This is a genomic window from Nocardia donostiensis (genome assembly GCF_002081715.1).
Taxonomy (GTDB): Bacteria; Actinomycetota; Actinomycetes; order Mycobacteriales; family Mycobacteriaceae; genus Nocardia; species Nocardia donostiensis.
The window spans coordinates 1-18,411 of the sequence record NZ_MUKP01000053.1 but is presented as its reverse complement, the minus strand read 5'-3'; the positions used below and the strand labels follow the sequence as shown (position 1 = coordinate 18,411).

General features: G+C 65.5%; 14 protein-coding genes and 1 pseudogene. 8 read left to right on the top strand and 7 right to left on the bottom strand.

The genetic code is table 11. The features are described 5' to 3' along the window. Window positions 1-64: 64 nt before the first annotated feature. Entirely contained in the window at window positions 65-1,261 is a 1,197-nt protein-coding gene (locus B0T44_RS23405; RefSeq protein ID WP_077117451.1) for a GDSL-type esterase/lipase family protein, read from the bottom strand. Between the two features lie 244 nt (window positions 1,262-1,505). Continuing rightward, a complete protein-coding gene (cyp51, locus tag B0T44_RS23400; protein ID WP_077117453.1) occupies window positions 1,506-2,870 on the bottom strand; it encodes a lanosterol 14-alpha demethylase in 1,365 nt (454 codons plus the stop codon). 747 nt (window positions 2,871-3,617) lie between these two features. On the opposite strand from cyp51, the gene B0T44_RS23395 reads away from it, so the two are divergent. After that, window positions 3,618-4,139 (top strand): hypothetical protein, encoded by a 522-nt coding sequence (locus B0T44_RS23395; RefSeq protein ID WP_077117455.1) that lies wholly within the window; start codon window positions 3,618-3,620, stop codon window positions 4,137-4,139. 81 nt (window positions 4,140-4,220) lie between these two features. Here the strand turns inward: B0T44_RS23395 and B0T44_RS23390 are convergent, their stop codons facing one another. Together B0T44_RS23390 and B0T44_RS23385 are read right to left on the bottom strand one after the other, a co-directional pair. Continuing rightward, window positions 4,221-5,822 carry a serine hydrolase gene (locus B0T44_RS23390; RefSeq protein WP_077117457.1) on the bottom strand — a complete coding sequence of 534 codons (1,602 nt, stop codon included), beginning with the start codon at window positions 5,820-5,822 and terminating at the stop codon, window positions 4,221-4,223. A gap of 262 nt (window positions 5,823-6,084) precedes the next feature. Then, window positions 6,085-7,257, bottom strand: a complete 1,173-nt coding sequence (locus tag B0T44_RS23385) for an epoxide hydrolase family protein (RefSeq protein WP_077117458.1) — start codon at window positions 7,255-7,257, stop codon at window positions 6,085-6,087. Between the two features lie 103 nt (window positions 7,258-7,360). Between B0T44_RS23385 and B0T44_RS23380 the strand changes: the two genes are divergently transcribed. Next, on the top strand, window positions 7,361-7,987 hold the full coding sequence (locus B0T44_RS23380; RefSeq protein ID WP_077117461.1) for a CGNR zinc finger domain-containing protein: 627 nt from the start codon (window positions 7,361-7,363) through the stop codon (window positions 7,985-7,987). Here B0T44_RS23380 and B0T44_RS23375 read toward each other — a convergent pair. Then, window positions 7,988-8,439, bottom strand: a pseudogene (locus tag B0T44_RS23375) (3-oxoacyl-[acyl-carrier-protein] synthase III C-terminal domain-containing protein); the annotation flags it as partial. Window positions 8,440-8,763: 324 nt separating this feature from the next. Between B0T44_RS23375 and B0T44_RS23370 the strand changes: the two are divergent. The 4 genes from B0T44_RS23370 (at window position 8,764) to B0T44_RS23355 (ending at window position 12,853) form a co-directional block, all read left to right on the top strand. Continuing rightward, the gene (locus tag B0T44_RS23370; RefSeq protein ID WP_077117464.1) at window positions 8,764-9,330 is read left to right on the top strand and encodes a nucleoside/nucleotide kinase family protein; all 567 of its coding nucleotides are present in this window, start codon (window positions 8,764-8,766) and stop codon (window positions 9,328-9,330) included. Between the two features lie 119 nt (window positions 9,331-9,449). Further along, window positions 9,450-10,373 carry a phosphotransferase gene (locus B0T44_RS23365; RefSeq protein ID WP_077117467.1) on the top strand — a complete coding sequence of 308 codons (924 nt, stop codon included), beginning with the start codon at window positions 9,450-9,452 and terminating at the stop codon, window positions 10,371-10,373. A 379-nt stretch (window positions 10,374-10,752) separates the two neighbouring features. Beyond that, entirely contained in the window at window positions 10,753-11,358 is a 606-nt protein-coding gene (locus B0T44_RS23360; protein ID WP_077117469.1) for a recombinase family protein, read from the top strand. A 1-nt stretch (window position 11,359) separates the two neighbouring features. Beyond that, window positions 11,360-12,853 carry a S1 RNA-binding domain-containing protein gene (locus tag B0T44_RS23355; RefSeq protein ID WP_077117471.1) on the top strand — a complete coding sequence of 498 codons (1,494 nt, stop codon included), beginning with the start codon at window positions 11,360-11,362 and terminating at the stop codon, window positions 12,851-12,853. A 330-nt stretch (window positions 12,854-13,183) separates the two neighbouring features. On the opposite strand, the gene B0T44_RS23350 is transcribed toward B0T44_RS23355, so the two are convergent. Then, window positions 13,184-16,126: a Tn3 family transposase gene (locus B0T44_RS23350; protein ID WP_077117473.1), complete on the bottom strand. Its 2,943-nt coding sequence runs from the start codon at window positions 16,124-16,126 to the stop codon at window positions 13,184-13,186. Between the two features lie 79 nt (window positions 16,127-16,205). Further along, on the bottom strand, window positions 16,206-16,628 hold the full coding sequence (locus B0T44_RS23345; protein ID WP_077117475.1) for a phosphotransferase: 423 nt from the start codon (window positions 16,626-16,628) through the stop codon (window positions 16,206-16,208). A gap of 182 nt (window positions 16,629-16,810) precedes the next feature. Here B0T44_RS23345 and B0T44_RS23340 point away from each other — a divergent pair, with 182 nt between their 5' ends. Both B0T44_RS23340 and B0T44_RS23335 read left to right on the top strand, forming a co-directional pair. After that, on the top strand, window positions 16,811-18,013 hold the full coding sequence (locus tag B0T44_RS23340; RefSeq protein ID WP_175648040.1) for an MFS transporter: 1,203 nt from the start codon (window positions 16,811-16,813) through the stop codon (window positions 18,011-18,013). A gap of 42 nt (window positions 18,014-18,055) precedes the next feature. Continuing rightward, window positions 18,056-18,411 (top strand): MerR family transcriptional regulator (locus B0T44_RS23335; RefSeq protein WP_217808772.1); only part of this gene is annotated, 356 nt, incomplete at its 3' end.

The following is an 18,411-nucleotide window of genomic DNA, read 5'->3' as shown; positions in this document are numbered from 1 at the left end:
AATCGGGCGGCCCGCCGCGGTGGGGCCGAACCTCACTGCGGCGGGTTCTGCCGGGCCTGCAACCTCATCGGGTCCGTCCGGCCATATCCATGTCGTCAGCGGACCGCCGAGCGGATCCGGCGAATACGCCACCGGTCGCGAAGACCTGCTCGGCGAAGCGTTCCCCGATGCGCACATGGCTGGCGGCATCGGGGTGCAGACCGTCGGGCAGCGGCGACTCGACCGCGTCCTGCTCCCCGTAGAGAAGACGACCGTCCAAGTAGTGCAGGTCGGGGTCCTGGACCGAGCGCTGGGCGACGATACGCGCCAACTCGTCGCGGATCACGGTCAATGTCAACCGGCCGTCGGCCACCTGCGCCGGATCCCCCAGAGCGCGGAAACCCAAACCGGTGTCACCGACCTCGGCCACGATCGGGCCCGGCGTGTGCTCCTGGAACGGGCACAGCAGTGGGGACACCACCAGCAGCGGCGTCACCGGATGCCCGTCGCGGATGGTGTCGAGGAACCCGTGCACAGCGGAGATGAAGCCACGCACCCGCATCAGATCGGCGTTGGCCAGGTTGATGCCGATCTTCACGCTGATCAGGTCGGCGGGCGTGTCCCGGATCGTGCGCGCGGTGAACGCATCGAGCAGGGCGTTGCCACGCAAACTCAGATTGATCAACTCCACACCACCCCGGGCCGCGGCCACCGCGGGCCAGGTGCCGGTGGGGTGGTCGGCGTTGGAGCCGTGACTGATCGAACTACCGTGATGCACCCACACCCGGCGGCCCCGGTCAGGTACCGGCTCGACCGGCGCGTCGGTGCGCAGACCGACCAACTCGACGCCCTCGGTGTGCGGCAACCAGATCTCGATGTCCTTGTCCCCGCCGGGCAACCCGGTGAAACGAGCGGTACCCACCGCACCCGCCCTGGTCACCGTCGCCCCGGTCGACATATCGACAGTGACCACGTTGCCGCCGCTCACCTGGGCGCGAGCGACACAGCGACCGTCGATGAGCAGCTCGTAGCCGCTCTCGGGTGCACCAGGATACGGTGCTTTGGTGGACAGTACGTCCATCTCGACCACGGTGGCGCTGCTGCGGAACACCACCCGCACCCCGGTCGGATGCGTTTCGGCCATCATCAGGAATTCATCGGGAAACTGGGCGCGGGCGCGGGATGGGAACCGGTGGGGTCGTAGCCCGTGCTCGGTGCGCTCCACCTCCAGCGCGCCGCGCAGCAGCCAGGGTTCGATCGCGGTGGTGATCCAGTCGGTCACAGAGGTCCATTCCTCGGCGGCAGATTCCGGGTGGGGACGATAACTCGAGTGGCAACTGCCGTCATATGAATTGTTCGCCCACGGCAGCGAGGGCAGCCCGGCGGGGAGCCGGACCTTCGAACACCACTATATGCCAGCTGCCCTCTAGTACAGATCCAGCAGTATGCCTCGCCGGAACCGCACCGGCAGAGGCAGTGTTTTGCCCTGAATGCCCAGGGCTGCGGGGCAGGGGAGGAGTCGTCTGCTAGTCGTTCCGGGGTGTGCGGCGCCTGCGGTAGCGGACGATGCACGGCTGCTGCAACTGCACCACCATCTTGGAATGATCGTTCCGGTAGGACTCCGACGGCTGAGTCATCTCGAATTCCCAATCCCGCAGCAGGATCGAGAAAATCGCTTTGAGCTGCATGAGCGCGAACGCCGCACCGACGCAGCGGTGCCGCCCGGCGCCGAACGGGATCCAGGTCCAGCGGTTGACGATATCTTCCTGATTGGGGTCGATATAGCGGCCCGGGTCGAAGGTGTCGGGGTCGGGGAAGTCCTCGGGCAGCCGGTTGGAGATGGCGGGGGTGGCCGCAACATGGTCGCCGGGGGAGATGATGTGCCCACACACCTCGAACTCTGCCTGCGCGACACGCATCAAGATGATCAGCGGTGGATGCAGCCGCAGCGTTTCCTTGAGCACCGCTTCCAGCTGCGGGATCTGGCGCAACGCGTGGAAGCTGACCGCCGAACCGTCGGCGTAGAGCGCATCGAGTTCGGCGACGACACTGTCCAGGATCTCGGGGTGGCGCAATAGTTCGATCACCGTCCACGCCGCGGTGCCGGAGGTGGTGTGGTGGCCGGCGAACATCATCGAGATGAAGATGCCGGTGATCTCGCTGGCGCTGAACCGCGGGGTGCCGTCCTCGGTGGTCACCGACACCAGCACGTCGAGCATGTCCCGGTCGTCTTTACCGGTGGGTGGATCGGCGATTCGGCCACTCATGATGCCCTGGACCAACTCGACCAGCGCAGCGCGGGATTCGTCGCGGCGGCGGAAACTGTCGATCGGCGCGTAGGGGTCGACGTAGGCCAAGGCGTCGGTGCCGCGTTCCAGGTCGTGGTAGAGGTGGGCGAACCGGCCGTCGAGTTCGTTGCGGAACTTGGTGCCGATCAGGCAGGCCGAGGAAGTGTAGATGGTGAGTTCGGCGAAGAAGTCGAGCAGGTCGATCTCGCCTTCGTCGCCCCAGCCGGCGAGCATCCGGTTGACTTCGTTTTCGATGGTGGCCGCATGCCCGCGCATCTGTTCGGCGCGCAGCGCGGAGTTGTGCAGCATCTCTTTGCGCCGTTCGGGACTGGCATCGAACACCACACCTTCGCCGAAGATCGGTTTCATGAACGGGTAGGCGGCGGCCTGGTCGAGTTCGTCGTCGCCGGCGCGGAAGAAGAATTCGTTGGCTTCGGCACCCGAGAGCAGGATGACCTGACGCCCGGCGAGTTCGAACAGCCCGACATCGCCGCACTCTTCACGCACCCGGCGCATCAACGCGATGGGGTCGACCCGGAACTCTTCCAGATGGCCGTGTTCGTGCTCGCCTCCGGACACCCGCGGCGGTTTCACCAGAGTCATTGGACATCCTTCCCCAGATTGCCGTCCAGAGGCGTTGATGGACACCTGTCCGGACAGTACTACGGTCACAAGGTGGTGGGCAACCGAAACGAGAAATAGAGGGTCTGGGTGGAAACCTGACCTGCTGCCCGGTCGGATCGGCCGGGCACGCTACACGTTCTGTGCGTTGGAGGCGCTGCGCCGCAGCCTGGAACGGTACCGCCAGCTCAGATTGGACGCTGCTGCGAGCTCGGTCAGGTAACGGCGTATTATCCGACAACACCGGATGACGCTTCTGGGGAAACACCCCGCCAGACCCCACCCCTTTCCCGCGGGTTATCCGACATTGGAGGAGTCGTGAGCCGATGACCCCCACCCGGCGCTTGGCTGCGGTCGGCACCCCGGCCGGGGTGCCGACCGCTGCTGCGCTGGCTGGGGGGCCATTCACCGCGGCCACACCAGCCGTGGCTGCCCAGTAGTGAGGCTCGCGTGAGCATCAGCTGGGGCGAGGCCATGTCCCGAGCCATCGACAGCCTGAAGTCCAGTGCCAAGAGGGTGACCGACCACATCGCGCACCGCGGGTACAAAGACACGTTTGTTCACCCTCTCGAGAAGGGGGTTGGTCAAAAAGTCGACGTGGACCAGCGCGGGGGACACGAGGTCGAGGAAGTAAGTGAGGGACTGAGCGCGCCGGAACACAGGAGGGTGCCCCCTCTCGATCACTCGCAGCCGAAACGAGCCACCGAACCGAGCCGAGACCCAACGACCATGACATTCGAGGAATTCCGCGACGAATACCACCAGATCATGGCTGCGGTGGCCGCCAAGGAGAAGAAGGGCGGCCTCGATCCGGATCACCGCGAGAACTACCGAGCGGTCACCGACGAAGAACAGGCTCTGCTGGAGCGAGACTGGAAAGCATTCAGCCGAAGTAGAGGATTCTCCGAGGAGGACATCACAGAATACGAACGATGGCTGGAACTTTCCGGCCAGAAACAAGAACTTCCGGGTGCGGTCAACGACCCGTGGCGACGGACCCACACCTGGAAACAGCCCGGTGGGTGGGAGACAGCTCTCTATCTCAGGCATGTCGAAGCCCGGATGGCCCGAGACGGCGCCGGTACGTTACCTCCCGAAGTGCTCGACTCCTACGAGATAGCCAAGTCCGAACGCGCTCGGCAAGCACCGAGGCTCTACGGCGGCAGCGGCCCGGACACCGCCCCCGACACTGCGTCACCGACTCCGTCGACACCGGACGAATCGACACCAGATGACGAGGACGTCTGGTAACACGCCAGGAGAGCCGAACAGACGGCCAAGACTGGGAACAGCGTGAAGCCGCCGCGCCGTTCATTCATGGCCGGGAGGACGTCAAGAACGAGTGAACGACCCGAGACCGTCGGCGTCGTAGAACTCCAACCACAACCGATCACCCTCGAACCGGGCCCGCGACACCGTACCCGGGGTCGCGCTCTCCCCGACGGGGGAGAACACGAACACCTCACCGTCCCAATGCCGCAACGGCATCGACACATTCCCCGGCCCCAACATCAACCTCAGCTCACCGCCGTCCACCGCCACCGTCGCGGGACCGTAGAAGTCGTTGCTATACCTGCCCGCATAGCCCTCGAGCGGCCGCGCCGGAGCCGGATCCACAGGTGGCGCGGCACCCACCAATTCCCCGGTCGGCGCATTCACCGTCGCGAACACCTCCTGATACAGCTCCCACCAGTCCGCACGCACCTCCCCGAACTGAACCAGATCGGCGAACTCGGCATTCAACGTCTCCGGCACTCCGATCGGCGCCGCATTGGTCAACGTCACGATCCCCACCTCCGCCGACGGGATCAACGTGAACGCCGTCGCCGCCCCCTGATCGAACGCCCCCGAATGCCCCAACGTCACCCGTCCCGCCGCCGACACACCCACGTTGAAACCGAACCCGTAGAAACCGGCCCGCGCGTCCGGAGCCGACGGCGGGGACGACACCACCTGCGGCGACACCGCGGGCAGCAACGCCTCCGAAGCCACCACCTGTTTCTGGTTATAAGACCCGTTGGCGAGCATCATCATCATCCACCGCGCCATATCCGCCACCGACGAACTGACCCCACCCGCGGGTGACTGGGCATCGGGCCGCCGCCCCGGATCCGACCTGCGATAAACGCCGTCGACCAGCACATGCCCGGCCGCGCGGTCTTCGGCGGCCGCGAAATCGGCGTACCGGGAGCTGGTCGCATCCATCCCCAGCGGACCGTAGATCGCCTGCTCCGACAACGTCGCCCAATCCAGCCCCGCTGCCTGTGCAACCGCCGCCGCGGCTGCCGTCAACCCGAAATTGGTGTACGCGTAGGTGGCGCGGAACGGCGCCAACGGCAGCAACCGCAACCGCTCGAGCACCTGCTCTCGGTCGAACCCCAGATCCTCGAGCCGATCCCCGGCGTGATCGGGCAAACCCGACCGATGCGCAAACAGATCTCCGATGGTCCCGTGGTCGCTGACATACGGGTCCTGCAACGCAAACCACGGCGCCACCTGCCGCACCGGCGTATCCCACGCCACCAGTCCCGCCTCGACCTGCCGCGCCACCACCGTCGCCCCCACCGGTTTGGACAGCGACGCCAACTGGAACACCGTATGCGGCCCCACCGGCTGCTTACCATCGACGTCGCGCACCCCGAACCCCTTCTCGTACACCACCTTCCCGTCGTAGACCACAGCCACCGCCATACCGGGTATCCCCGTGGTCTCCATCAACTCCTCGGCACGCCGCTCGACCTCGTCCAGAATGTGCTCGACCCGCCCATCCGGTATCGCCACCCCCGCCACCTGGTTCGGTTGCGGCGCGGTCGTGATCATGCTCGTCGTCATCGCCCCCGGCAGCGGTGCGGTCTCCTCGTCACTACACCCTGAAACCATCCCGGTGGCCGTCACCGCCGCAAGCCCGAGCACTACCAGCCGACGTCCACGCATAGATCGCCTCCGGGGTCGTCTCCGATGACACAAGCCCAGTTCGAGGGTAGCCGGGCAGCACCGCACCCGGCACACCGACACGTCCTCCCAGTTCACCGCCGCACATCCCACGAGCGGCGATGCCGGAGACCGACCGTGTCGGCCCAGGAATCCTGAAGCTGTCAGGAAATGCACGGAAGCCCTTCCCGACTCCTCGCCGCGCACAGCATTCGGCGCGCAACTCACATCCCGGCTGATTCCGAGCCCTGGCACCCAGGCGCGTTCACCGCTGAGCGGCCAGCACTGCCGCGAGGCCTTCTTGCAGATCCTTGACGAAATACTCGGGAACCTCCAGCGACGGGAAATGCCCCCCGGCTTCGGGCGACCTCCATCGGACGATCTTTCGGTACCGCTCCTGCGCCCAGGGACGCGGACACTTCTCGATGTCGCGGGGATACATAGTGATTGCCGACGGGACGTCGACCCGAAGTTCGGGGTCCAGCGAGTTGTGGCTTTCGTAGTAGATGCGGGCCGCCGATGCGCCGGTCCGCGTCAGCCAATACAGGGTGACGTCGTCGAGAACGCGGTCTATGGAAATCGTCTCGAACGGGCTGTCTTCGGTATCTGTCCACTCAGCGAACTTGTCGAGGATCCAGGCAAGAAGCCCGACCGGTGAGTCGACGAGCGAGTAGCCGATGGTCTGTGGTCGGGTCGCCTGCTGCTTCGCGTACGCCGCGCGGTGGCGCCAGAAATCGCGGGTTTCCTCGGCCCATTTGCGCTCGACCGCCGTCAGCCCGTCCGTTGGCAACCCGGGTGGCGCCTCCGCGAACAGGGTGTGGATGCCGAGAACGTGCGCCGGGAACCTGCCGCCGAGAACCGTGGCGATATTACCTCCCCAGTCGCCGCCGTGGGCGGTGAACTTGCTGTAGCCGAGCCTTCCCATCAGTTCCACCCATGCGGCTGCGATCTTCTCGGTTCCCCACCCGGTGGTGGCCGGCTTGTCGCTGTAACCAAAGCCTGGTAGCGATGGAACCACGACGTGGAACGCCGGCGCGTCTGCATCTTTCGGATCTGCCAGCTCGTCTACTACATCGATGAACTCGGCAATGCTGCCTGGCCAGCCGTGCGTCAAGATCAGAGGAGTGGCATCTGCGCGCGCGGATCGGCGGTGCAGGAAGTGGATTCCCAGATCATCAATGGTCGTGCGGAACTGGCCGATGCGGTTGAGGCGCTCTTCGAACGACCGCCAGTTGTACCCGGTGCGCCAGTAGTTCACGACATCGACGAGGTCGGCGAGGGGAACGCCCTGTTCCCATCGGCGATGGTCGGGCGCGGCGCGATAGACCGTCTCGGCCTCCGGTAGCCGCGCCGCTGCTAATCGCGCGCGCAGATCGTCGAGGTCAGCGTCAGAGGCGTGGGCTTCGAATGCTTGCACGTCGCTGGTTGGACGGGACATGAGACCTCCTGGCCATCGGGGAACCGGCTGCGAACTATCGCGAACCGGCTATGGCGGTTCTAACATGTCGTCATGCCAGCGTGCAACCAGCTATGGTGGTTCCATGCGCGCTGGGTTCCCTGACTTTCGCCTCGGTAACGTGCTCGCGACCAGCTTCACGGCGACTCTGACAGAACGTCAGGGCAACGCTGTGGAGCGCATTCCGACGCCGCAGCGACTCGTCGACTGGCTGGCAGTGAACGGGCTCGCCGTGGACTCCTGCACCACCGCCCAGTTCGAACTCGCCCGGGAACTGAGAGAATCAATTCACGCCGCCGCAACAGCGGCCGCGCTCCACGACCCTCTCCCTGCGTCTGCTCTCCACGTCATCAATGACTGCAGCATCCAGGGCCGGGCCGCAGCCATCTTGACCCCCGAGGGCAATCGGCAATGGCACCTCAGCTCGGCTTCCTGCGTAGAAGATGCCCTAAGCGTGATCGCCGCCGACGCGATCAGCATCATCGCAGGCGAACGAGACGGAAAATTGGCCTTGTGCGCATCGCCAACCTGCCAAGCCGCCTTCTTCGATACCAGCCGAAGTCGCACCCGCAAATGGTGTGACATGAACACATGCGGGAACCGTCAGAAGAAGGCGCGCTTCAATGCCAACCAGCGCAAGAACGGGACTACCGCACGGACCGATATGCCCAGGCCCTCATCGACTGCGCCAGAACACCTGGACACAGCGTGATCACCGGCGAACGACGTCGAAGACGAACCCCTCGATCGTGACTCCCGGCGCGAACGAGAACGCGACGCCCGTCGAGATCGGCTTGTCCACCCCTGCCTGATCGGCGATCCGCTCGAGCACGAAGATCAGCGAGACACTCGACATGTTTCCGTACTCAGCGAGAACACCCCAACTCGTCGACGCGGCGCCCTGCAGGAGGCCGAGCGATCGCGCGGATTCGAGCAAGATCTTCGGCCCGCCCGGGTGGATCGCCCACACATCGATGTCCAGCTGCCGCAAACCATTGCGCCGCAAAACGTCTCCGACGACGGGAGCAACGCCGTTGTAGATGTACTGGGCACGTTCTCGGACAGCTCGCACGTGATGCCGTCGGGGTTGATGCCGATAGCGATGCCATCTCCGGTGCCCTCGAACAGGTGAGTGAATTTGTCCCGGATGACGATCGTCTCGGGGGTGGATGTGTCGTCGGTGCCGCCGCGGCGGTTGCTGGGTTTGGCTCAGCACGACTTGTGCTCAGCACGACTTGTGGGGCAAGGTAACTCAGTTGCGGCGGATGGGCCGTGAGCACCGGCCGGCGGTCTTGACGGCCACGGTGTCGGTGCTGAGCGTCCGCGCCGTCGATGACGTGCTGGAGCTGTTCGACCTGCTGATGACCACGGCGACGAATGAGCCATCGCACGTCGGTACTGGGAGCAGGCCCTCGTCGAGGCGCCCGGAGTAGGTGGCGGGCCGCCGCGCGTGAACGGACTAGAGGCCGGCAGTAGGGTTGGCAAGCGATGGTGGAAGAGAATCCGGGCTTGTGCGCAACAACCGAAGCACTGTTCATCGGGGGCCGGTCAGGAGTGGGGAAGACCTCTGTCGGCAACGAGATTCACGCCCAGTTATCCGCTGCGGGAGTGCGACACTGCCTGATCGACGGCGACTTTCTCGATATGGCGTACCCATCGACCGAGAAGCACGGATTGGCCGAACGGAACCTCGCCGCGATGTGGGCCAACTACCGCGCGCTCGGATACCGGCGATTGATCTACATCAACACCGCCAGCGTCCTGGACGAGGTGACCGACCAGTTGACCGCCGCCATGGGAGACGGCCCCCATGTGACCGGTGTGCTACTGACCTGCACGGACGAAACCGCTCTCCACCGTCTTTCCCAACGCGAGAGAGGTTCCACTCTGCACGCGCACCTCGAACGCAGTGCCACCATGGCCCATCGACTGAACAGCGGTTCTTGGCCCCGGGTGCGCCGAGTCGCGACCGACGAACGGTCGATCACCGAGGTCGCCACGGAGATCATCGGACTCGCGGACTGGCTCCCGCCCGAGACTCGGGCGGTCGGCTGACCGAATGCCTTTCGACCGATTCCCGCTTCGACCACCGAAGCCAACGCCCGGCCAGTGCTCGGCGGTGCAGCGGAAAAGCCCATGCTTGTCTGTCCGTACGCCTTCTAGGATGCGGTCTTGTGCTTTCCCGGCCTTCGTTCATCAGTGATGAGGCGATCGCGCAGGCGGTCGCTACGCACTGGTTGCCCGAGATCACCGATATAAGCTATTTGCCGTGGGGTTTCGGCGCGCACCATTGGCGGGTGATCGGTGGGGGCGCCACGGTGTTCGTGACGTTGGATCAGTTGGAGCCCCGGCACACCGCGACGTCGCTGGAGGCTGCCTACGCTGGGGCTGCCGCCCTGGCCGACGCTGGTTTGAACGTGGTGTGTGCACCGCTACCGGCCCGGTCCGGACAGTTCAGCGTCGATGTCGGGTCCGGTGCGCTCAGCGTGACGCCGTGGCTGCAGGGCCGCAGCCCAACCGAGGCGCAGGCCAGCGAGCCCCGGCATGTCCGCGAAGTCGTTCGCGCGTTGGATGCGCTGCATCGTGCTGCTCCCCCTGATGGTCTGCGGCCATGGACCCCGCAGGTCGGTCCTGGGTTCGCCGATGAGTTGCGAGCTCACACCGCCGAGCCCTGGACAAGCGGCCCGCTGGCGGAGAAGGCACGGCTGGCCCTTGCCGCGCACATCGGTCCGATCCAACGCTGGACCGACCGCTACCTGGCACTGGCGGAATTAGCGCTTTCCCGACGGGACTCATGGGTGCCGACACACGGCGAACCGCACAACGACAACCAGGTCATGACTGCCGACGGGGTGCGGCTGGTCGATTGGGAGTCGCTGGCTCTCGCACCGCCCGAACGGGATTACACCGACCTACTCGCCGTCGCACACGACCTGTTGCTCCCCGACCCCGAAATGGTAGAGCTGTTCGTGCTGGACTGGCGGCTCTCCGAGCTCTCCGAGTACGCACGCTGGTTCGCCGCCGCACACATCGGCACCGAAGACGACCGCACTGCGTTGGAAGGGTTGTACGAAGAATTGGCCGGGGATGCAGAATAAGCCCGCAACGTTCCGCCGGCTGCAGACATACCCGATTCCGGAGGATCACCTCCCACCAGACAGCGGCCCGAGATTCGGCCGATACTACGGCGACCCGATTCAGCGGTAGACGGCCCAGAACTCCTGAAGCTGTCACAAGCCGCAAAGTAGGACGCGCGGGTAACGGCTCAGGACTCCCGAGGCTGCTCCCCGTTACCCCCCGGGGGGTGGCATGTCCTGGCGGATCGATTTCAGCGGCTGGATGTGTGTCCGTTAGGGGAACCTTCAACGGACACACGGGAGAACCTTTGTCTGGATGTGCCGACCAGGCGAGATGCCGTCTCATTTAGGGTGTCCACGGATCTGTCCGCTGAGGGGAGGTCTACCGTACGCTTCCCGTGTGACCGCAACCCTCATCGGCTACGCTCGCTGCTCCACCGACGAGCAGGACCTGACTGCCCAGCGACATACGCTGTGTGGCCTCGGAGTCGCCGAAGACCGGATCTACCTCGACCACGGCCTCACCGGCACTCGCCGCGCCCGGCCAGGTCTCGACCAAGCTCTCGCGGCCGTCCGCGTCGGCGACACCCTGGTCGTCCCCAAACTCGACCGGCTCGCCCGTTCGGTGCCCGACGCCCGCGAGATCGGTGACTCCCTGGTCGCACGAGGGGTGAAGCTGTCGTTGGGAGGCACCATCTACGATCCGGCCGACCCGATGGGGAAGATGTTCTTCAACATCCTGGCCACCTTCGCCGAGTTCGAGGTCGACCTGCTGCGGATGAGGACACGCGAGGAGATGGCCGTCGCGAAGGCCAAGGGCAAGCTGAAAGGCAAGCAGCCCAAGCTATCGGTCCGCCAGCAGTCCCATTTGCTGCAGCAGCACCGGTCCGGCGAGCACACCATCGCCGACCTCGCCGAACTGTTCTCCGTCAGCCGGGCGACGGTCTATCGGGTCCTGGAACGCCAGAAGACCACGGTGTCCTCATCGACCCGGGCAGGGCAGTGACGTGCTGCCCTACGTCTACCGGGTCACCAAGTACGACCCCGCCGACCGTGACGAGCACGGCGGATATACCGGTACCGAGGAATCCGTCAGCGACCACGGGCCGGTCGAAGCCGCCTACCTGCAGGCGGTGGCCGCCTTCGCCGAAGACACTGGCGTCCACCAGCTGACCATCCGAGAACCGCACCTCGCCGGCCTCGTCCACTTCGGCCTGGAGCCGGCCGTCGAGGGCCACGGTCTGGCCGGGCTCTTCCCGCCCGACCTCACCGGTTTCCACGACGGCGCGCAGGTGCCGGTGGCCGTCGGCCTGGAGTTGGTTCGAGCGATGCTCCGCGACAACGGCGCCTGGTGCCGCCTGGAGGTAGAGGACGTGTTCGCCGTGCACGTCGGGTGGGACCAGTACGTCTACGTCGGCACCAGCGACCCCTGTGAAAGGGCGTTGTCCCGCACCCGCGAACTGGGGCTGTTTCCCGAACGGCTCGAGGCATCCCCCTACGATGCGGCTCTCGACGAGGAGCCCGGCGAACAGCGACCCGCCGACGACATTTTCTGGGCCCGGCTGCGTTGGTGCATCGCCACGCACCAAGCTGCCATCTTGGAAGAGGGCTACATCGGTGGCGCGTCCCGCTGGCACCGCCTCACCGGCGACACTGTCGACGCAGTCCGCGCCGAACTCACCCCTCGTGCTCAACTCACCGTCTGGCCGGACCTGTCCACCGACGTCGACGAGATCCTTGCCGCTCTCCCGGACGAAGGCTCGATCGAACTCGTCTGGGAAGACGAACACGGACAGATCACCAGCACCATTGCCGACGAGACCCAGTTCACCGAACTGGCAGCGCAGGTCACCGGCGCACGCGCCGCAACCGCGCTTTCCCTATACGTCGAGGAACGCCACCCCCTGTTCACCGCCGTCCTGCCCGACATCGATGGCGTCCTGCGGGCCCGGTGGAGGACCGAACCGACCCCGAGCGACCACAACTGGGCGTTCTTGAAGACCCTGCACCGAGGCCAGATCTGCAACGGCACCGTCAGCAAGATCGCCAACTTCGGGGTGTTCGTCGACATCGGCGGCTTCACCGCGATGATCAACATTCCGGAACTGTCCTGGCGACCTGTCGACCACCCCTCCGCGATCCTCACCGTCGGCCAGGAGATCACCGCACAGGTCCTCGACGTCGATATGGTGCGCGAACGTGTGGCTCTGTCGCTCAAGGCACTGCAAGAGGATCCGATGCCGCAGATCGTGCAGCGGGTCGGCCAGATCGTCCGCGGCCGCGTCACCAAGCTCACGCCGTTCGGCGCGTTCGTCCGTATCGACGACCGCCCAGACGGCTTCGAAGGGCTGGTGCACAACTCCGAACTGGCCGCAGGACACGTGGACAAGCCCGAAGACGTCGTCCAGGTCGGCGACGATCTCTACGTGAAGGTCATCGACGTCGACCCGAAACGCCGCCGAATCACCCTGTCACGCAAACAGGCCGTTGCAGCCAGCTGACGAGAAAGCAACCTCGACTTCTACTGCCAGGCCACCAACACGGCGGAAGAGCCTCTACCCGCGAATACACGAACGCAGGCCAAGCGCCGGGCCCGGTGCGGGACTGGCTCGACGCGCAGGGCTGGCAGCAGACCCCTGCCGGGCTCATCTGCCCGGGTCACACCGTGTAGGCGGCGCACCGGATGCCGCAGCGCGCCTGCTTAAGTTGCAGCTCGTACACCGCGCGAGTCTTGCCGGGCCCGGATGCGATCCGGCATCGAACCGATCCCCGTCGAGCAGTACAGGCAGACCGGCCGCGTCTGGGACTACCCGCAACGCTGAAACCCGCTGCTATGCGGCCTGCCTGGCTAGGTCGAGGCGACGGTTCATATCCAGCAGGAACCGTCCGTAGGGGTTGATGTTGGACCAGAACAGCGCCGAGAGGGCGCGGCGCTCGTTGTCTCCCATGAGGTTACGGAACTGTGGGTCTTGCAGCACCCGTTGCAGCAGCAGGGTGTTGATGTGGACCAGCGATGATTGCAGCAGGTGCAGTGCGAGCATGGAGACTTCGGTGTGCTCGCGGTCCGGGCCGGTCAATGCGCCGTCTTTGCCGTAGTAGATGACGCTGTTGCCGGAGTTCCAGTTCTCCACCACCTGCAATCCGCTGTGGATCTCGTGACGCAGCTCCTCGGAGCTGAGGTATTCGCAGGCGAAGATGGTGCGCACCGCGCGGCCGAGTTCTTCGAGGGCCTGGTAGGTGGGGTGTTTCGGGCCGCCGCGGGTGAACCGGCGCAGGATCGACTCCGACTCGGCGGTGCCCAGCCGCAGCGCGGTCGCGTATTTGACCATCTGGTCGTACTGCTGGGCTATCAGATCCCAGCGGATCGGGCGGCTCAGCACCGGCCCGAGATTGCCGTAGGCGGCATTGTCGTCGGGTCGGTACAGCCTGATGTGGCCGATGTTCTTCAACCTGGGTAACAGCCGAAACCCCAGCAGCTCGGTGAACGCGAACCCGACGATGTTCGCGCCATGGGTATCGACATAGTTGGATTCGATGTCGGCATCGGTGCAATGCCGCAGCAGGCCCTCGATCATCGACGCCACCTCCGACGACGAACACGACTTCAGCTGCGAATAGATGCAGACCCGGTTGCGCTCGACGTGCCAGTAGATCATCACCCCGGCCCCGCCGTAGCGCTGGTGATACTCGGTCATGAAGTTCGACTCCCACGACCCGAACTTCTTCGAATCACTCGCGCACGCCGTCCCCTGGCCCCACCACTGCGGATCCCGGTCGGCGAACGTCGCGTTGACCAGCTTGACGATCGCCCGGCGCATGTTGTCGCGGGTTACGAAGTGCCGCCGCACATGCCGCAACGTGGCTTCGGTCTCTGCGTGCTCGCCGGTATTCACGATCGCCTTGATGCCCATGTTGGTGCCCAGCGCGAACAGCACCAGCAGCAACCGCCGCCGCAGCGTGTCGCGGTCCATCGACTCACGCGAGGCCACCGACACGAACTCCATGGAGAAGTCGGTCAGGAAGTCGGCTTCCTTCAACACGTCGAGCAGGTCGATCGTGCCCCAGCGGCGGGCTACCTCGTCCTTGATTGCGGTCAGGTTCTCCGGCTCGACCAGTTTGTCCAGCTTCGGTACCGAGATCCACGGCTCGCCACGGCGCTTGGTGATCCGCACCCCGCCGGTACTCCCCTCGATCAGGCCCCTGTCCAACCCTTCCAGCCCGGCCGTCATCCGTGCGCGCAGATCGGTGATGAACTCGGTCGCATCCAGCGGCTGACGCAGCGCGGCGTAATGGACCTCGCGGGCCTGCTCGAAATCACCCGGCAGGTCGTCTTCCGGGTTGCGCCACCGGTTGCCGCCCTCGACGTAGATTTCGCGCCGGCGCAGCGCGTCACGCAACGCGACCAGCACGCACAGCTCGTACGGGATGCGCTCGACCCGGTCGCGGTCGTCGACCACGGCTTCACGCCAGGCTTTCGGGACCACGCCGTCCAACGGCACCAGGGCGTGCTGGTCGTAGAAGCGGACCTTGCCGTCGATCGTGGCATAGCGTTGCAACAGTTCCATCGCCACCATCACCGGCCGGTAGGCGGTGTTGTTGCACCGGAAGTCCAGCGCGGCCAGCAGTGGCGGCAGCATCCGCCGGTAGTGATTGGAGTACGAGCTGCGCAGCACCGTGCGGACCCGCTCCTGGAATACCTGCTCATTGGCCTTGGCTTCGGTGACCAGCTCCCGCAGCGTTTTCTCCCCGACCACCGGGAACAGTGCCTTGCGCACGATGTCGTCGGGGTGCTCCACGGCAGCCTCGGCCAGCTTGAACAGGATTCCCTCCTTCCCTCGGACCCGCCGCAGATCCTCGGTCAGCTCGCGCTCCACCCGCCGATCTGCGCGGGTATTGATCCGCAACACCAGACTGATCAGCAGATCCACCAGGGCGTCGGTGATCTCCGAGGACCGCATCCAGCACAGCACCGCCAGCAGCGTCAGCCGCACCGGCTCCGGGGCGTCGCGCAGGTCTGACGGGAACATCCGCGCCGCGCGTGCCCGCCAGGCGTCGACAAGCTTCTCGCTGGCATCGGCGAACAGCTCCGCCGGCAGCTTCAGCGAACGGACCGCGGTCAGCTTCTCGATCTCTCGCAGCAGCGTCTCCAGGCTGACCTTGCCGGGGTCGGACTTCAACTCCGCCAACAGATTCCGGCCGCTCGCCAACGGAGTGGCGGTCTCGGCGACCAGCTCGTTGAGAGCCTGGACCGACGCCGCACCCAGACGCGACATCGTGCGGGCGCAGAATCGCTGATCGAACGTCGATCGCGCCGAACCCACCAGTCGATCGATCCGGCCGGGTGTCGGCGGCTCCAACTTCTCGGCCCGACACCGCACCAACACAGCCTCGCGCAGCCGGTCCTCACGCAACTCGACCGGGCACATCTCCTCAGCCAACCAGCCGATCAGCTGGTCCTCGTCGCTGACAGCGAATTCCCGGAACCCGAAAGCAGCACGAACCTGGGCACGGTGATACTCGATCGTCCGGCCCGACCACCGATACGAGGCGAACAGCGCCGGATCGACCTTCACCTGCTCGGCGACGTAGCTCACCACCGCAGGCGGCACCTCCGCCGCCGCACGAGGGAACCTCGCCTCGATCTCGAAGAACTTCAGCAATACAGCGAACCCGAGCCTGGTAGCTCCCGATTTGTTGCCCACCAACCGCCAGTCGTTCTTGCCGATCAGCGTCCACGACCCGATCAGATCCTCGGGCGACCACTCCAACTGCACGAAACGAAACCGTAAGGCGGATCAACGGTTACCCGCGCGTCCTACTTTGCGGCTCATGACAGCTTCAGGATTCCTGGGCCTAGACCACTAAACCGTCCCTCAGTTCCTCTTCGTCACCGTCGCGGTAGGCGGCAAGGGCCTGCTGCAGGGCGAAGGTTCCGGCGATCGCGGCGATGCGGGCGGTTGTTTCGTGATCCGCCCAGCCACCCAGTGTGAGCACGCGCCGCAACAGGGAATCGCCGTAGCCAGCGCCGATGGCTGCAAGGTCCTCAGCGGGGTCACCGAGACCGACATCGTCCCAGTCGACCACCCCGCTCAAGCGCGGCAGCCCGTCGATGCTCTCCCACAACACGTTCTCGGGGCCGAGATCACCGTGCACCACCGCCTCCGTGAGGTGAGAAGGCTTTCGACAGCGACGAGTTCCTGGTCGGCACGCCGACGCCCACTGGTGGACATGAGCCCGAACAGCTCGGCGCGGACGTCCGCCGCGAACCGCTGCCACAGGATTCCGGGGCCGTCATACTCACCCGCACGCTATGCGCGGCGAAACCACCAGCCTTCCAGCCCAGCAGCAGTCCGTGACACTCCTGTTGACATTGACGTCTGTGACAAGGTCCTAACCTCGGCGCCATGTGCAGTTCTTCGAAGGGCCGTGTGCCGTTGTGGCTAATCAGCTTGCTATTGTTGACCTTCGCCATCGGTACAGACGACTTCGTCATTGCGGGCCTGCTGAGCGAGATCGCCACCGACCTGGATGTGTCGGAGGCGCTGGCTGGACAGTTGGTGACCGTGTTCGCGCTCGTGTACGCCCTTGCCGCGCCACTGGCCGCGTCGCTGACCGCGCGCATATCGCGCCGCACGCTGCTAATCACGCTGTCCGGTTGCTTCGCAATGGTCAATTTGCTCACCGCAATCGCCCCCTCCTACGGAATGCTGCTGGCGATGCGTGTGCTCGCGGCAATTCTCGCAGGGGCCGCCACTCCAGCCGCGTTCGCCTCAGCAGCCGATCTGGCGCCGGCCGGGCGCAGCGGTCGTTACCTGGGCGCTGTCCAAACCGGCCTGACGCTGTCCCTGGTGGCGGGCGTGCCAGTGGGCACCTGGATTGGTGGCGCCGCCCACTGGCGGTGGTCGCTGTCAGTGGTGATCGTGCTATCGCTGCTAGCCATGATCGGGCTGGCTGCCAGCCTGCCCGGCTCGGCTACACCGGTGACCGCCGGACTCCGCACGCGGTTGGCGCCACTGGGCAGGCCCGCGATCCTCGTCGGGCTCGTAGGCACCATAACCGGCGGCGCGGGAGCGATGATGTTCTACAGCTACATCGCCCCCATCGCCCGCGACCTCACCGGTGCGGGTCCCACGGCACTGGGGACACTTATCGTCATCGCGGGCGTGGCGGCCCTGCTGGGATCGGTGTGGGGCGGTCACGCCACCGACGCATGGGGCGCCTCACGCACCATCGCCGCGGCCTTGATCGGCCAGATGGTGGTGACCTTCACGCTCGCCGCTGCCAGCTTGCTGACCAGTCCGGCAGCGGTGCCACTGCTGCTGGTCGCCGCACTGGTCGCCGGCTGGGGCGTGACCGGGTTCGCACTCAACCCGCCAGTTCAATCGCGAATACTCGGGTTGTCAGGCGAAGGAGCCGGAGAAGCCATCGCCCTCAACGCGGGCGCACTGTACTTGGGCATCTCCCTCGGCGGCGCCATCGGCGGTGTCGCCCTCGCCGAGTACGGTCCCGCAGCGGTCACCGTTGCGGCCGGAGCGCTACTGGCGGTGTCGGTGCTAGTGTTCTTGTTCGCCTTCGGCGCCCTCGATCCGCTCCACCGCGCTCGGATGACCCGAGCTGACCCGTCGCAGGACATCGACGAACACAGACCAGCCCGGCAATGACCTCAACACTGGCTACTATCGAATCGAAGGTGGTGTAGGCGAATGCCACGCCAGCAAACATTGCGCATCGGGCAACTGGCCAAACTCGCCGGAACCAGCACGCGCAGCATCCGCTACTACGAATCCATCGGACTGCTGCAGTCCGAACGCGCCGACAATGGTTACCGTGTCTATACCGACGAGACCGTGACGGTGATCCGCAACATCCGCAAACTGCTCGACGCGGGGCTGAACTGCAAGGACATCGGTACCCTCGGTTCCTGCCTGGCCGGCGCCGACTTCGATGACCAGGACGTCTGCCGCGAAACCATCGCGCTGTTCGAACAACGCCTGGCCTCAATCGAGTCCGCTCTCACGTCACTGTCCGCGTCGCGGGAGCGGATCATCGACGACCTCAA

Bases quoted from the DNA above. Each gene is read 5' to 3' on its own strand.
- cyp51 (WP_077117453.1), bottom strand. From the start codon at position 2,870: ATGACTCTGGTGAAACCGCCGCGGGTGTCCGGAGGCGAGCACGAACAC.
- B0T44_RS23395 (WP_077117455.1), top strand. From the start codon at position 3,618: ATGACATTCGAGGAATTCCGCGACGAATACCACCAGATCATGGCTGCG.
- B0T44_RS23390 (WP_077117457.1), bottom strand. From the start codon at position 5,822: ATGCGTGGACGTCGGCTGGTAGTGCTCGGGCTTGCGGCGGTGACGGCC.
- B0T44_RS23385 (WP_077117458.1), bottom strand. From the start codon at position 7,257: ATGTCCCGTCCAACCAGCGACGTGCAAGCATTCGAAGCCCACGCCTCT.
- B0T44_RS23380 (WP_077117461.1), top strand. From the start codon at position 7,361: ATGCGCGCTGGGTTCCCTGACTTTCGCCTCGGTAACGTGCTCGCGACC.
- B0T44_RS23370 (WP_077117464.1), top strand. From the start codon at position 8,764: ATGGTGGAAGAGAATCCGGGCTTGTGCGCAACAACCGAAGCACTGTTC.